The sequence below is a fragment of the Acinetobacter sp. YH12052 genome (assembly GCF_013419835.1).
Taxonomy (GTDB): Bacteria; Pseudomonadota; Gammaproteobacteria; order Pseudomonadales; family Moraxellaceae; genus Acinetobacter; species Acinetobacter amyesii.
Genome location: NZ_VOZI01000011.1, coordinates 120,275 through 134,693 on the forward strand (window position 1 = coordinate 120,275; position 14,419 = coordinate 134,693).

Here is a 14,419-nt window from a genome sequence, read left to right on the forward strand (position 1 = left end):
CAGCAAACTGAGTGTAATCAGTCCAATAGACTGATATTTTGCGAAGAGTTTCGCAATCATCGGTTCAAGATCATTTTAAGTTATTGACGTACCAACGCATGGCCAATTGAATGCCTTCGGCAATTTTAAACTGCGGTGCATAACCCAAGCCTTGCTCAATTTTGGCAATGCTGGCTTGTGAATGACGCACATCACCTGCACGGAACTCACGGTACACAGGATCACGGTCAAATTGAACATCATTTTCAGCAAGCGCGACTTGAATGGCACGATATAACTCATTCAACGTAGTACGGTCACCCACAGCCACGTTATACACTTGGTTTTTGGCGTCATCAGATGCAGTTGCCGCCAAAATATTGGCTTGAACCGTGTTATCGATGAAACAGAAATCACGGCTGGTTTCACCATCACCATTGATGAAGACATCTTCACCCGCGATCATTGATGCCGTCCATTTCGGAATCACCGCAGCATAAGCACCGTTAGGATCTTGACGTTGACCAAACACGTTAAAGTAACGCAGGCCAATCGCTTTAAAACCATAGGCACGTGCAAACACATCGGCATACAGCTCATTGACATACTTGGTCACCGCATAAGGTGAAAGTGGATTACCAATGTTTTCTTCTACTTTTGGCAATGCCGGATGGTCACCATAGGTTGAACTGCTGGCCGCATAAGTAAAGCTTGCAACACCCGCATCACGTGCTGCGGTGAGCATATTTAAGAAACCACTGATATTGGTTTCATTGGTGGTGATGGGGTCTGCAATTGAACGCGGTACAGAACCTAAAGCAGCTTCATGCAGTACATAATCCACGCCTGCACAGGCTTTTTGGCAGTCGGAAAATTGGCGAATATCACCTTCAATAAAACTGAATTTCGCCCATTGCTCAGCAGATACTAAACTTTGAACTTCATCCAAATTATGCTGATGACCTGTGTCAAAGTTATCTAAACCCACTACGGTTTGGTTGAGCTTAAGTAATGTTTCGAGAAGATTCGAGCCAATAAAGCCCGCAACACCCGTTACCAGCCATGTTTTAGGAGCTGTTTTAAGGTGTTCACATACCTGTTGATATTGATTCATTTGGTATGCCCCTTACAAACGAAGATCAGATTCAGCTTGGGATAACACGTATTTCAAATCATACAGCACATGATCAGCTTTACCCAAAGCACGGATCGCCTCTACACCCATGTCTTTAAACTGGTGATGCGCAACCGCTAAAATTACTGCATCATATTTGCCATTTTCCAGTGCCTGCACAGGGCTAATACCGTACTCATGTTCAGCCTCAGCGCCATCGACCCAAGGATCATAGACATCAGCATCAATATGATATTCTTTCAATTCATTCACAATATCAATAATGCGGGTATTACGGATATCAGGACAGTTTTCTTTAAAACTTAAACCTAAAATTAAAACCTTGGCATCTTCTACTTGAATGCGTTTTTTCAGCATGGCTTTCACCAACTGCGTCACCACATATGCGCCCATACCATCATTTAAACGGCGGCCTGCCAAAATAATTTCTGGGTTATAGCCTATCGCTTGTGCTTTATGGGTTAAGTAATACGGATCAACCCCGATACAGTGACCGCCCACAAGACCCGGACGGAAGGGTAAGAAATTCCATTTCGTACCTGCTGCTTGCAGCACCGCTTCAGTATCAATGCCCATTTTATTGAAAATCAACGCCAATTCATTAATTAAAGCTATATTCACATCACGCTGAGTGTTTTCAATCACTTTCGCTGCTTCTGCAACCTTAATGCTAGCTGCTTTATGAGTACCCGCTTCAATAATCAGGTTATAGACTTCATCAACATAATCAGCCACTTCTGGTGTTGAACCCGAAGTGATTTTTAAAATATTGGTGACACGGTGCAATTTATCACCCGGATTAATTCGTTCAGGGCTATAGCCTGCATAAAAATCCTGATTGAATATTAAGCCTGAATTTTTCTCTAAAACAGGAATACAGACTTCTTCTGTTGCACCCGGATAAACTGTTGACTCGTAGACAACCACATCACCTTTTTTCAACACTTTTGCAATGCTTTCTGAAGCTTTCACCAATGGGGTTAAATCTGGTTGTTTATATTCATCAATCGGGGTTGGAACAGTAACAATAAAAAAATTACAGTCATTTAAGTCTTCTAAATTTGCGCTGTAACTTAATTGAGCTGATTGTGCTAATTCTTCAGGAGAAACTTCTAAGGTATGATCACGTCCGCTACGTAATTCATCAATACGCTTCTGATGAATATCAAAGCCCACCACGGGAACTTTTTTTCCAAACTCAACAGCTAGCGGTAAACCGACATAACCTAATCCGATTATGGCAATTTTTAATTCGGAGAGTTGTAACATACTGAAGCCTATGTCATCGATGAATCATCAATCATCGTTATGTTGTAAATAGCGTTAAATTATATCAGAAAATCAAATTTCGATTGTGTAATGATGTTCTATGAGGACTGTAATTTTAATCAAAAATATTTATAGGATTAAACAATTCACCCTATAAAACCAACTTTGTATATTTAAAAAAATTCAAATAACAACTAGATCTTTAAAAAGATATTCATCCATACAAGTGTTGATTAAACTTACGATTTAAAACAAATGTAAAACTATATTCTACAAGGTGAATAGTATAAACTTAACATTCTAAAATGAGTAATTTGGGTACTTAAACCCGTATTTCAATTCAATGATTCAAATATTTTATAAATAGGATTTGTATTCGAGTGAGTTACTATCGTTATAGCTGTATGTTAGCTTTGAGTCTAAGTATGACGGGTTGTGCCATTACTTCAGGCTTACAAACCTATGACCTTCCTAAAGAAGGCACATTTCAGACTGATTTAGGCTCGACAGTCAATGTTATTAAACTAACTCAAGAAAATTTAGTTGCTGTTCAACCCGCCCAAGTAAATCAGCAAAATTTTGCCCATCTATTCAATCAACAACAAAAAAGTTATCGTCTAAACTCAGGTGATATTTTATCTATTTATTTATGGGCATATCCCGAAATAACCCCCCCAACAAATACAATTAACAATCAAGATGCCATTATTTCTAACGGCTACCAAATTGATCAAAGTGGCTATATCCAATTCCCTATTATTGGTCGATATAAAGCTGCAGGAAAATCCCTAACAAAAGTCAATCAGGAGTTACGTAGCCAACTTGCTCGTTACTTAAAAACCCCAGATGTGATTGTTCGCGTTCTTTCCTACCAAGGACAACGTTTTTCGGTTCAAGGTAATGTAATGAAAGGTGGTCAGTTTAATCTAACCGACCAACCTACCAGCGTATATACTGCACTTGGTCTTGCTGGCGGTGTGAATACGCAATTTGGCGATAATACGTCTATTACCTTGGTACGCCAAGGACAAACTTACAACTTAAATAGCATTCAGTTAGAAAAGGCTGGCTATTCACTACATAATCTACTCATACAGCCTAACGATACAATTTATGTCAACTCACGTGAAAACCAAAAAATCTATGTGATGGGAGAGTCTGGCAAAAACCAATCGTTACCAATGCGTGAACAAGGCATGAGCTTAAGTGATGTCCTAGGTGAAAGTCTAGGTATTAACTCACTTTCAGCAAGTCGAGGTAAAATCTACGTAGTGCGTAGCGATGTAAATAGCCCGATGACTGAAATTTACCATTTAGATTTAACCAGTATCGGTGACTTTGGGCTCGCTAACCAGTTCAAAATGCGCAGCAATGATATTGTCTATGTTGATGCATCTGGTTTAGCTCGCTGGCAGCGTGTAATCAATCAAGTGATTCCTTTCTCAAATATCATCTATAACTTGGACAGATTGGGCCAATAATGTTATTTAAAAATATTTTGGTGGTCTGTGTAGGTAATATTTGCCGAAGTCCTATGGCGGAGTATCTCCTAAAAAAAGATCATCCCGACCTGAATATTTATTCAGCTGGAATCTCAGGTATTATTGGACATGCAGCAGATGAAAAAGCTCAATACTGTATGCAAAAAATTGGCATCGATATGAGTGGACATATTGCCCAAAAATTAAATGCTGAACTGATCAAAAAATCAGATTTAATTTTGGTCATGAGTTCAAATCAACAAAAGCATATTGAACAGACATGGCCATTTGCAAAGGGAAAGACTTTTCGTTTAGGTCATTGGCAAAGTAAAAATGTGCCTGACCCCTATCAGCACGATCAAGCTTTTTTTGACCAGACCTCAGAACTGATCCAATCTTGCGTTGCGGATTGGACTAAACATATTTAACTTTTGATGTACGATTATGAGCCAAAATACCAATACAGAAGATACAATTGATTTAAAAGAATTATTTTTCTCTCTGATTGCACAATGGAAGTTAATTGCTTTATGTGTAATTTTAAGTCTCGTTTGTGCCCTGCTTTATTTAAGAACCACGCCTGATATCTACGCAGTAAATGCACTGGTACAGGTTGAGGAAAGTAAAGGAACTTCAGCAGCACTCTTGGGTGATCTATCAAGCATGATTGATCAAAAGCAACCGGCTCAAGCAGAAATTGAAATTTTAAAATCACGCTTAGTTCTAGGTACTGTGATTCAAAATTTGCATCTTGATCTTAAAGTTTCGGGTACAGAGAATTCACTTATTGATCGCTTATTTTCCCCGCATGAATATGTCACAGAATATAAAAATAAATCAGTAACTTTTAAAGACGATGAAAAAAGTTTTGAAATCCGCCAATTTGATATCCCCGCACTATATCGCGACAAGGATCTTGGCCTACAGTTTCAAGAAAATAAATTTTCTTTAGTTGATCTTCAGACTGAACAAACAATTTTAACAGCACCATTGAACCAAAAAAATTCTTTACGTACAGCAGAAGGCCTTTGGGAAATCTCAATTTATAGCAAAGATCAATTCAAAGACGACTATTTAATTCAAAAGCAGTCTCTACCTGCAGCAGTTGACAGTATTTTGGCAAATTATTCTGTTGCTGAAAAAGGTAAAATGACGGGCGTGCTTGGCCTTAACTATCAAGGCCAAGATAAAGAACATATTACAAAAGTTTTAAATGCCATTTTAGCAGCCTACAGCCATCAAAATATTGAAAGACGCTCTGCTGAAAGTGCACAAACTTTAAAATTCTTGGATGAACAACTCCCTGAATTGAAACAACAGCTTGATGTCGCAGAACGTGAATTTAACAAATTCCGTCAAGAGTTTAATACTGTCGATGTCACTAAAGAATCTGAACTCTATTTAACTCAAAGTGTCACTCTTGAAACTCAAAAAGCTGAATTAGAGCAAAAAGTTGCTGAAGCTTCTGCGAAGTACACCAGTGAGCATCCAGTGATGCAACAAATGAATGCTCAATTGGGTGCAATCAATAGCAAAATTGGTGAACTAAATACCACCTTAAAAAAATTACCAGACTTACAACGTCGTTATTTACAGCTATACCGTGAAGTTGAAGTAAAACAACAACTTTATACTGCATTATTGAACTCTTACCAACAGCTTCGTATTGCCAAAGCTGGTGAAATTGGCAATGTCCGTATTGTCGATACTGCTGTAGAGCCAATTGAACCCATCAAGCCTAAAAAATTAATTATTCTGATTTTATCGTTATTTGTAGGCGGTTTTATTGGTGTACTCATTGCTTTAGTTCGCAATATGCTACGCTCAGGGATCAAAGATTCATCAGAAATTGAAAATAATCTGGATCTTCCGGTTTATGCCACTGTGCCACGTTCGCCTGTTCAAGAAAGTCGCATCAAGTTACTGAAGAAGAAAAAGACCATTCCTGTACTTGCGGTTAAAAATAGCGATGATATTGCAATTGAAAGTTTGCGCAGTATGCGTACTGCCATTCACTTTGCACTGACATCTGCAAAAAATAACCTGATCATGATTTCGGGGCCAGCACCAGAAGTTGGTAAATCGTTTATTTCAACCAACTTAGCTACGATTCTTGCGCAAAGCGATAAACGTGTTTTAATTATTGATGCCGATTTACGTCGTGGTTATTTGAACAAATACTTCAATCATGACAACCAACCAGGTCTTTCTGAATATTTAAATGGTCAGCGTGATCTAGACAGCATCATTAAAACCACTGAAATTCCAAATTTAAGTGTTGTTACTCGCGGTAAGAACCCTTCTAACCCATCTGAGCTTTTAAGTTCTGGTAAATTCAAAGAATTCTTAGATTTGATTTCACCGATGTTTGATCATGTGATCATTGATACCCCTCCTGTACTTGCGGTGACAGACGGTATCATTATTTCGCAATTTGCTGGCGTGAATCTGGTGATTGCTCGTTATGCGAAAACTCAGTTGAAAGAACTAGAGTTAACCGTGAACCGCTTTGAACAAGTGGGTGTGAAGGTCAATGGTATTATTCTAAACGACATTCAACGTAGCTCAGCTGGTTATGGTTATGGTTATGGCTATAACTATTCTTATGGTTATAAAGCTTCAAAAGACCAAGACTGATTCAAGCCTATTCAACAAAAAAGCCACCAAATACGGTGGCTTTTTTTATTTGCGAAATTTATGTTGCATGCATCATTCTGTATAAAAAATGTTTTATATATTCATACCGTTATAGTATAAAAATAAGAACATGACTATGATGATCTTTCCTGCACCTTACCTGATCATAGAGATAGGTAAGCGCTGAACAGGAAAAGTCTGCTAGAATTTCAGCAACTTTTTACATATAAAATAATTGTGGGAAAATATATGAGTAAGGCCCTACCTATCGCTGTCGCTGTATTACTCGGCGGTGCCGCACTTGTTCCTGTTTACTATGCAACTAAAACACCTGCTACGCAATCAGCAACATCAACTCAACCAGCTGCCAATGCTTCTGCTGTCGCTAAAATCAGTTATGCACTTGGTTATGAAGTTGCCCATCAAACGCCTCCAGAATTAGATATTGATAGCTTTGTCACTGGCGTTCGTGCGGGTCATGCTCGTGCAAAACCTGCATATACTGAAGAAGAATTACAAAAAGCATATGCTGAGTTCCAGCAAGAAATGCAAAACAAGCAGCTCGAAAGCAATAAGCAAGCACAAAGTAGCAGCGATAATTTCTTAACAGAAAACAAAAGTAAAGCTGGGGTTAAAACCACTGCTTCTGGTTTACAGTACCTAACAACGAAAGAAGGTACAGGTAAACAACCGCAAGCCACATCAGTTGTTAAAGTTCACTACACAGGTAAGTTAGTGGATGGCACTGTATTTGATAGTTCAGTACAGCGCGGCGAGCCAATTGAATTCCCATTGAATCAAGTGATTCCAGGTTGGACAGAAGGTCTACAGTTAATGAAAGAAGGCGGCAAAGCCACTTTGTATATTCCTTCAAACCTCGGTTATGGTGCTCAAGGTGTTCCGGGAACGATTCCACCGAACAGTACTTTAATTTTTGATGTAGAACTCATTGAAGTTAAATAATAAAACCGGTACAGGAGAGCTTTTCGCTCTCCTGCTTTATTTTGAGACTCGGTCATGAAATTACAGATCAGTATGTTGTGTTTGGCACTCTGCTCAAGCACTGTATTTGCCAAAGATGTCAGTAATAAAAGTAGTGCTGCAGAACAAGTCGGTTATAGTTTTGGTTATTTAATGGGACGCAGTAATGCTGAATCCATTAAGGATTTGGATATTGATGCATTTGTTGCAGGTTTAAAGGCAGCATCTAAAGGTCAAGCTTCGTCATTAACAGATGAAGAAATGACCCGTGCCTTAACCCAATATAAAAAGCAAACCGAAGCGAAACAACTGATTGAACTGAAGCAAAAAGCGGATGCGAATGCCACCATTGGTTCAGCTTTCCTTGCTGAAAATGCCAAAAAACCGGGCATTCAGGTCACGAAATCTGGCCTGCAGTATCAAGTCATTCAAGCTGGCAAAGGTAAGTCACCTAAAGCCAATTCAACAGTGAAAGTTCACTATGAAGGTCGCTTAATTGATGGCACTGTTTTTGATAGTTCAATTGCACGTAACCAACCTGCGATGTTCCAAGTGAGTCAAGTCATTCAGGGTTGGACAGAAGGTCTACAGTTGATGAAAGAAGGTGCAAAATATCGCTTCTTCATTCCTGCAAATTTAGGCTATGGTCAAATTGGTTCAGCAGACGTCATTGAGCCAAATAGCACGCTGATTTTTGATGTAGAGCTCATTGAAGTTCTCCCGAAATAACAATACTCTCTTTAGGAGCATCGACAAATCTCGGTGCTCCTCAATATTTCTTCTTTCCATTATTTTCTTTTACAATTTTTTTGATTGATTTGACTTAAAATTCACATTGATATCTTATATTTATTTCACAAAAACCAATTTCCCTTTATTTTAAATCTCCATCAACTGTGTAGCCGCACATAAGGATTTGACCATGACCGTTAAAATTAAGACTCGCGAAATTCAATATACAGCAGCTGATGGAACTCAACTTTTTGGCTATTTTGCCGCACCAGAGTCAGACACTGCAGTCGCAGGTGTGTTAGTTGCCCCTGAATGGTGGGGACGCAATGAATATACCGAACAACGTGCGCGCGAATTGGCTGAACAAGGCTATGCTGCTTTCGCTTTGGATATGTATGGTGACAAAAAAGTCACCACAGATGCCAAGCAAGCTTATGAATGGATGATGCAAACTTTTGATCATGCCGACACCATTGTGACCCGTGCGTCTGCTGCATTAAACACTTTGGCACAGCAAAAAGAAGTAAATGCAGATAAACTCGCAGCTATAGGCTTTTGCTATGGCGGAAAAGTCGTGCTGGATTTAGCTCGTTCAGGTGCTGCATTAAAAGCTGTGGTGACCTTCCATGCAACACTTGCTACAGCGACTCCTGCACAAACAGGACAAGTCCAAGCAGAGATTTTAGTGCAACATGGTGAGCTCGACTCGATGGTGAGCTTAGATGATGTTGCAACCTTTAGAAATGAAATGGATGCTGCCCAAGTGCAGTATCAAATCAATATTTTTGAAGGCGCAAAACACGGCTTTAGCAACCCGATGGCGGATGAACGTGCCAAAGCCAACGGCGTAGATTTAGCTTATAACGCTGCTGCAGAACAGCAAAGTTTAGCGGCCATGTATGCCTTGTTAGCACGCCAGCTTGGTTCGTAAAGCCATAAGAACCACTACCAATATTTAATTTATAAAAATGAGGAGAGCACAATGACAGAACTCAATTGTCCATATTGCAATTTTGACGAATATGACGTGATTGCAAAAAATGATTTTGGTGTTGTACTTCCTGAACCACATACACTGTCTAAAGGGCATGCTGTCATTGTCCCACTACGTCATGTTGGTTCATTTTTTGAAATTACTGATAAAGAACGTAAAAGTTTAATGTCCTTACTTGAACAAGCGCGTAATGAATTAAATTTACGCTATCAACCTACTGGCTTTCATATTGGGTTTAATGATGGACAAGTTTTTGGCGAAGCCACTGAACATGTGCATATTCACATTATTCCACGTTATGAAAACCAAACATTGGCGCTCGATACCCGCTGGGGCTTTAAAAGCTAAACTTTAAATTTACACTCACTAAGGAGCCTCGGCTCCTTTTTTGATGGCCACTATTTTTGCATTTCCCCTGATATACAGTTTTCGTTTTGAACAAAAAGAATGCCTATTGAAAGATGTATACTAGGCAGGTTTTTTCAACTTTGACTGTATTGCATGTTTAACTTTTCTGATGCCCTTCTCGACTGGTTTGATGTCCATGGTCGTCATGACTTACCGTGGCAAGTGAAGGATGACCCTTACAAAGTATGGGTTTCAGAAATTATGCTACAACAGACTCAAGTCAAAACCGTCTTACAATATTTTGATCGATTTATTCAACGATTTCCGACTGTTGAAGATTTAGGCCATGCCTCTTGGGATGATGTGGCGCCCTATTGGGCTGGCTTAGGCTACTATGCACGGGCTCGGAACTTACACAAAGCCGCGGGTATTGTTGCACGTCAGGGACATTTTCCAATCAATCTTGAGCAGTGGATGGAACTACCAGGCATCGGCCCGTCTACCGCAGGTGCGCTGATGTCTTTGGGTTTAAGACAATATGGCGTGATTATGGACGGCAACGTCAAGCGAGTATTGTCTCGATTCTTTGCTATTGAAGATGATTTATCGAAACCTGTACATGAACGGGCCATGTGGCAACTGGCGACAGAGCTCTGCCCCATTGAACGCAACCACGATTATACCCAAGCGATTATGGATCTTGGTGCAACGGTATGCACGCCGAAAAAGCCGCTCTGTTTATATTGCCCCATGCAACAGCACTGCAAAGCACATGCTCAAGGTTTAGAAACTGAATTACCGTATAAAAAGCCTAAAAAGCCTGTTCCTGTAAGAGAAGCTCAAGTCATTCTGATTCAATCTGCAGGAGAATGGCTGTGGATACAACGTCCGAATAGCGGGCTATGGGGTGGTCTGTGGTGTTTACCTATTTTTGATCAACCCCATGAGTTTCAATCCCACACTCAGCAGCTTGGTCTGAAACCTACCACCACTCAAGTGCAAATATCACATAGCTTCACCCACTTCACTTGGCTTTTAGAGGCTACAGTGTTTAGCGTTGCCGCCGATCAAAAAGAGCATTTAGCGATTGAATGCAACGCACAGTGGTATACCCCGATACAAGCCACTGCACTCGGTATTCCAACCGCCATGAAAAAACTCATTTCTACGCTAGAACTCGAAAGCCATTCTATGCCATAGTTTTGAACTGCTCATCAATTGTATAGGGACAAATGTGACTCAAGGATTTTTTCAGCTTCGCAAAGGGTTGTTCGGCGGTATTGGTTTTATTTTGCTTTTACTCAGCGCCTGTACGTCGACTCCACCCAAACCATCAGGCAGTACATTGCCTGCTCATGAAGTGAAAAAATTACAAAACATGCGTTTATCCAATCAATTGCCTGTTCCTGTTCATCAAGTCAAACGAAGTGCGCTCAAGGATACTTGGGGCGCAGCGCGTAGCCAAGGACGAAGCCACGAAGGTATTGATATTATTGTTCCACGTGGAACAAAAGTTCTCAGTGCTACAGAAGGTTTAGTTGCTGACTTACGTAATAACAATTTGGGTGGTAAAGTGATATGGATTATGGGGCCCGCAGGTTCTTGGCATTATTATGCGCATCTTGATGGTCATAAACGTGGCTTAAACGTCGGCGACTATGTCAAAAAAGGTGATGTCATTGGCTATGTAGGTAATACTGGCAATGCTCGACATACTGCACCACATTTGCATTATGGCATTTACTTGGGTGGTAAAGGTCGCAATGCCGTTAACCCCTATCCGTATTTACGTTAATTTTAGGAAACATACATGTCAGAAGCGTTGATCAATCGTCTGGTGGAATTTGCAGAATCTGGTAATCAACAAAAAATCAGCCTCAATGGACAGTCTTATCAGGGCTGGATCATGGAGATTACTGAAGAAGCATTACTCATCAGCACCGGCTACGCAGACAAATCAGGTAAAGATGTATGGATTCAATTTGCCGATCTCGATCAAGCGGAACTGTTGTATTGGGACAATAAAAACGATCAATGGACTGTCTTTAAAATTTAAGTCAAAAAGGAGCATTCAACATGACGATACAACGCTGTGCTTGGTGCTCCGAAGATCCTTTATATATTGCCTACCACGATACTGAGTGGGCTAAACCCAGTTTTGATGAGCAGCATCTCTTTGAAATGCTGTGTCTTGAAGGACAACAAGCAGGGCTGTCTTGGATTACTGTGCTGAAAAAGCGGGCCTGTTATCAGCAGCATTTTTTTCAATATCCCATTGCCGAAATTGCAGCGTTGAGTGACCTACAATTACAAGAAAAATTGCAAGATTCAGGTTTGATTCGCCATATCGGCAAACTCACTGCCATTCGTGATAATGCCAAAGCATGGCAACAGTTAAAAGCCCAAGGGATTCATCCTGTGGAATTTCTTTGGAGTTTTGTCGAAGGTCAAATTGCCAATAATGATGTAGTTGAATATCGCAGCGCCCCTGCACAAACCGATCAAAGTCAGGCAATGTCCAAAGCATTAAAAAAGCATGGTTTTAAATTTGTCGGCCCGACGACGTGCTATGCTCTGATGCAAGCTATCGGCATGGTCAATGATCATGAAAATCACTGTGACTTTAAATACACGCACGAAGAATGACCTCAAAACATAAAGGATAGAATAATGAGTGACAATACAATTCAAGCCTATGCAGCAATGAACAGTGGTGAAGCCCTTGTTCCCTACCAATTTGATGCAGGTGAATTACAAGCCCATCAGGTTGAAGTCAAAGTCGAGTATTGCGGTCTTTGTCACTCAGATATTTCTATTATCCAAAACGATTGGAAATCTTCGGTTTATCCTGTGGTCCCAGGGCATGAAGTAATTGGAACCATTACCCAACTCGGCAGCGAAGCCAAAGGACTGAAAATCGGACAGCGTGTAGGCATTGGCTGGACAGCAGAAAGTTGTCAACATTGTGACCCGTGTATCGATGGTCGCCAAGTCCAATGTACTGGAACCAAGACAGCGACGATCGTCGGTCATGCAGGTGGCTTTGCCGACAAAGTCCGTGCTGGCTGGCAATGGGTTATTCCGCTTCCAGATGATCTCGATCCAACCAGTGCTGGTCCTCTGCTCTGCGGCGGGATTACGGTATTTGATCCCATTTTACAGCACCAAATTCAGGCCATTCACCATGTTGCCGTGATCGGCATTGGTGGTTTAGGTCATATGGCGATTAAACTGCTCAAAGCTTGGGGCTGTGAAATTACCGCGTTCAGCTCAAACTTAGATAAAACCGATGAACTTAAAGCCATGGGTGCTGACCATGTGGTGAATAGTCGTGATCTTGCTGCAATTAAAGCACAACGTGGGAAGTTTAATTTGATTTTAAGCACGGTCAATGTGACGTTGGATTGGCAAGCCTACCTTTCGACTTTGGCACCGAATGGAAGCGTTCACATGCTCGGCCTAGCACTTGAGCCGATGCAAATCCCCGCAGGAATGCTGATCAGTGGTGCTAAATCCGTCACTGGCTCATCAACAGGTTCTCCTGCGGCACTGCGTGAATTACTTCGATTCGCCGCACGTCAAAATATTGCACCACAAATTGAAATGTATCCCATGTCTCAGGTGAATGAAGCGATTGAACGTTTGCATTCAGGAAACGTGCGTTATCGTATCGTGTTGAAAGCTGATTTTTAACGGCAAAAATCTAAGCCCAAAAAGCCTGCTGCATGCAGGCTTTTTTTGTATGCTTTATGGACTCATTAATCTAGATGACATTTGTGTTTCTGCATTCCTTACGCACCCAATCTGCAAGCAATAAAATGGCCTGCTGAATTTCTGTCGATAGCTCATGCCCTGCATTTAGGCGAATACAATTGTTATAACGATTGTCCTCACCAAAAATTAAACCTGGCACAATATTGATGCCACGTTTTTGCGCATGGTAATACAGCGCCAAACTGTCTATTTGTTCAGGCATCTGCAACCACAGTGCATAACTGCCTTGAGGCCGATTTAGACGGATATCAACCCCTTGAAAAGCATCGTAAATATACTGACGATACTGCTCGACTTGCACCATTAATTTAGGACGCAATTCAGCAAGATGTTGGCGATACGCACGACTAAAAATCAAATCGGCAAGTCCTAACTGCAAAGGCGTATTCACCGAATTATTTTGCAAAAGTAATTTGGGACGCAAATGTTGCAAATGTGGTGGAAGACAAAACCACCCCACCCGATAAGAAGGCGATAAAGATTTTGAAATCGACGCACAATAGATCACATAGCCCGCCCGGTCCCAATATTTGATAGGCAATGGTCGCTTTGCATTGAAACTACACTCAGCTTGACATCCTCACCCCCTTAAAAGAGGGTGATTCCTACAGCTAGACGCTTATGCCCAAGCGCAAGAATGTTTAGAGCTGAGTTTATATCTCGATCATGAGCTGTACCACAGCTCATGCACTCCCATTCTCTTATTCCAAGATCTGTCTTACCTTTTGGACTACTTGAGGTGATCTCACCGCAGCACGAACAGATTTGGGTGGTATAGGCTTCTTGGACTTCTTCAAACAATACGCCTGCGTTCTCGCACTTATACTTGAGCATTGTTTTTAGTGCAGAAAATCCTGTATCCAAAACAGATTTTGCCATTTTGGTTTTTACTAATTTTTTAGCACTCAAGTCACCTACAATAATCAATGCATTTTCATTCACAAGCTTGGTGCTTGCTTTATGCAAATGATCTTTTCGACTATTTGCAATCTTGGCGTGTAATGCACGAACACGCTTCTTATTCCTGGCTCTCTGAGCAATACCTAATTTCTGCTCATATTTTCGATAGAATTTTGGATTTGAAATTAC

Annotated in this window: 15 protein-coding genes and 1 pseudogene; 12 read left to right on the forward strand and 4 right to left on the reverse strand. The window is 40.7% G+C overall.

Annotation, left to right across the window (positions count from 1 at the left end; all coding sequences use genetic code 11):
* Positions 1-70: 70 nt before the first annotated feature.
* Positions 71-1,093, reverse strand: a complete 1,023-nt coding sequence (locus FTU06_RS10030; protein ID WP_180146397.1) for an NAD-dependent epimerase/dehydratase family protein — start codon at positions 1,091-1,093, stop codon at positions 71-73.
* A gap of 12 nt (positions 1,094-1,105) precedes the next feature.
* Entirely contained in the window at positions 1,106-2,383 is a 1,278-nt protein-coding gene (gene tviB, locus FTU06_RS10035) for a Vi polysaccharide biosynthesis UDP-N-acetylglucosamine C-6 dehydrogenase TviB (RefSeq protein ID WP_180114410.1), read from the reverse strand.
* A gap of 404 nt (positions 2,384-2,787) precedes the next feature.
* Between tviB and FTU06_RS10040 the strand changes: the two genes are divergently transcribed.
* From FTU06_RS10040 to FTU06_RS10095, 12 genes are all read left to right on the forward strand, one after another.
* Positions 2,788-3,864, forward strand: a complete 1,077-nt coding sequence (locus FTU06_RS10040; RefSeq protein WP_218954109.1) for a polysaccharide biosynthesis/export family protein — start codon at positions 2,788-2,790, stop codon at positions 3,862-3,864.
* A complete protein-coding gene (locus tag FTU06_RS10045; RefSeq protein ID WP_180146400.1) occupies positions 3,864-4,292 on the forward strand; it encodes a low molecular weight protein-tyrosine-phosphatase in 429 nt (142 codons plus the stop codon). Before FTU06_RS10040 ends, FTU06_RS10045 begins: the two co-directional genes overlap by 1 nt.
* A gap of 16 nt (positions 4,293-4,308) precedes the next feature.
* A complete protein-coding gene (locus FTU06_RS10050) occupies positions 4,309-6,501 on the forward strand; it encodes a polysaccharide biosynthesis tyrosine autokinase (protein ID WP_180146403.1) in 2,193 nt (730 codons plus the stop codon).
* A gap of 249 nt (positions 6,502-6,750) precedes the next feature.
* The gene (locus FTU06_RS10055) at positions 6,751-7,464 is read left to right on the forward strand and encodes an FKBP-type peptidyl-prolyl cis-trans isomerase (RefSeq protein ID WP_078191625.1); all 714 of its coding nucleotides are present in this window, start codon (positions 6,751-6,753) and stop codon (positions 7,462-7,464) included.
* 54 nt (positions 7,465-7,518) lie between these two features.
* Complete coding sequence (locus FTU06_RS10060; protein WP_180011068.1) at positions 7,519-8,211, forward strand: FKBP-type peptidyl-prolyl cis-trans isomerase; 693 nt, start codon at positions 7,519-7,521, stop codon at positions 8,209-8,211.
* A 193-nt stretch (positions 8,212-8,404) separates the two neighbouring features.
* A complete protein-coding gene (locus FTU06_RS10065; RefSeq protein WP_168379440.1) occupies positions 8,405-9,145 on the forward strand; it encodes a dienelactone hydrolase family protein in 741 nt (246 codons plus the stop codon).
* Between the two features lie 51 nt (positions 9,146-9,196).
* On the forward strand, positions 9,197-9,556 hold the full coding sequence (locus FTU06_RS10070) for an HIT family protein (protein ID WP_078191628.1): 360 nt from the start codon (positions 9,197-9,199) through the stop codon (positions 9,554-9,556).
* Positions 9,557-9,709: 153 nt separating this feature from the next.
* Positions 9,710-10,756: an A/G-specific adenine glycosylase gene (mutY, locus tag FTU06_RS10075; protein WP_180146406.1), complete on the forward strand. Its 1,047-nt coding sequence runs from the start codon at positions 9,710-9,712 to the stop codon at positions 10,754-10,756.
* Between the two features lie 67 nt (positions 10,757-10,823).
* A complete protein-coding gene (locus tag FTU06_RS10080; protein WP_168379469.1) occupies positions 10,824-11,351 on the forward strand; it encodes a M23 family metallopeptidase in 528 nt (175 codons plus the stop codon).
* A gap of 15 nt (positions 11,352-11,366) precedes the next feature.
* Positions 11,367-11,612 carry a hypothetical protein gene (locus FTU06_RS10085; protein WP_078191630.1) on the forward strand — a complete coding sequence of 82 codons (246 nt, stop codon included), beginning with the start codon at positions 11,367-11,369 and terminating at the stop codon, positions 11,610-11,612.
* A 20-nt stretch (positions 11,613-11,632) separates the two neighbouring features.
* Positions 11,633-12,202: a DNA-3-methyladenine glycosylase I gene (locus tag FTU06_RS10090; protein WP_180146409.1), complete on the forward strand. Its 570-nt coding sequence runs from the start codon at positions 11,633-11,635 to the stop codon at positions 12,200-12,202.
* 24 nt (positions 12,203-12,226) lie between these two features.
* Positions 12,227-13,249 carry an NAD(P)-dependent alcohol dehydrogenase gene (locus FTU06_RS10095; protein WP_180055729.1) on the forward strand — a complete coding sequence of 341 codons (1,023 nt, stop codon included), beginning with the start codon at positions 12,227-12,229 and terminating at the stop codon, positions 13,247-13,249.
* Between the two features lie 70 nt (positions 13,250-13,319).
* On the opposite strand, the pseudogene FTU06_RS10100 reads toward FTU06_RS10095, so the two are convergent.
* Positions 13,320-13,901: pseudogene (locus FTU06_RS10100) on the reverse strand (aminotransferase class I/II-fold pyridoxal phosphate-dependent enzyme); the annotation flags it as partial.
* A gap of 17 nt (positions 13,902-13,918) precedes the next feature.
* Positions 13,919-14,419: RNA-guided endonuclease TnpB family protein (locus FTU06_RS10105; RefSeq protein ID WP_180008669.1), on the reverse strand; the 501-nt coding region annotated here is incomplete at its 5' end.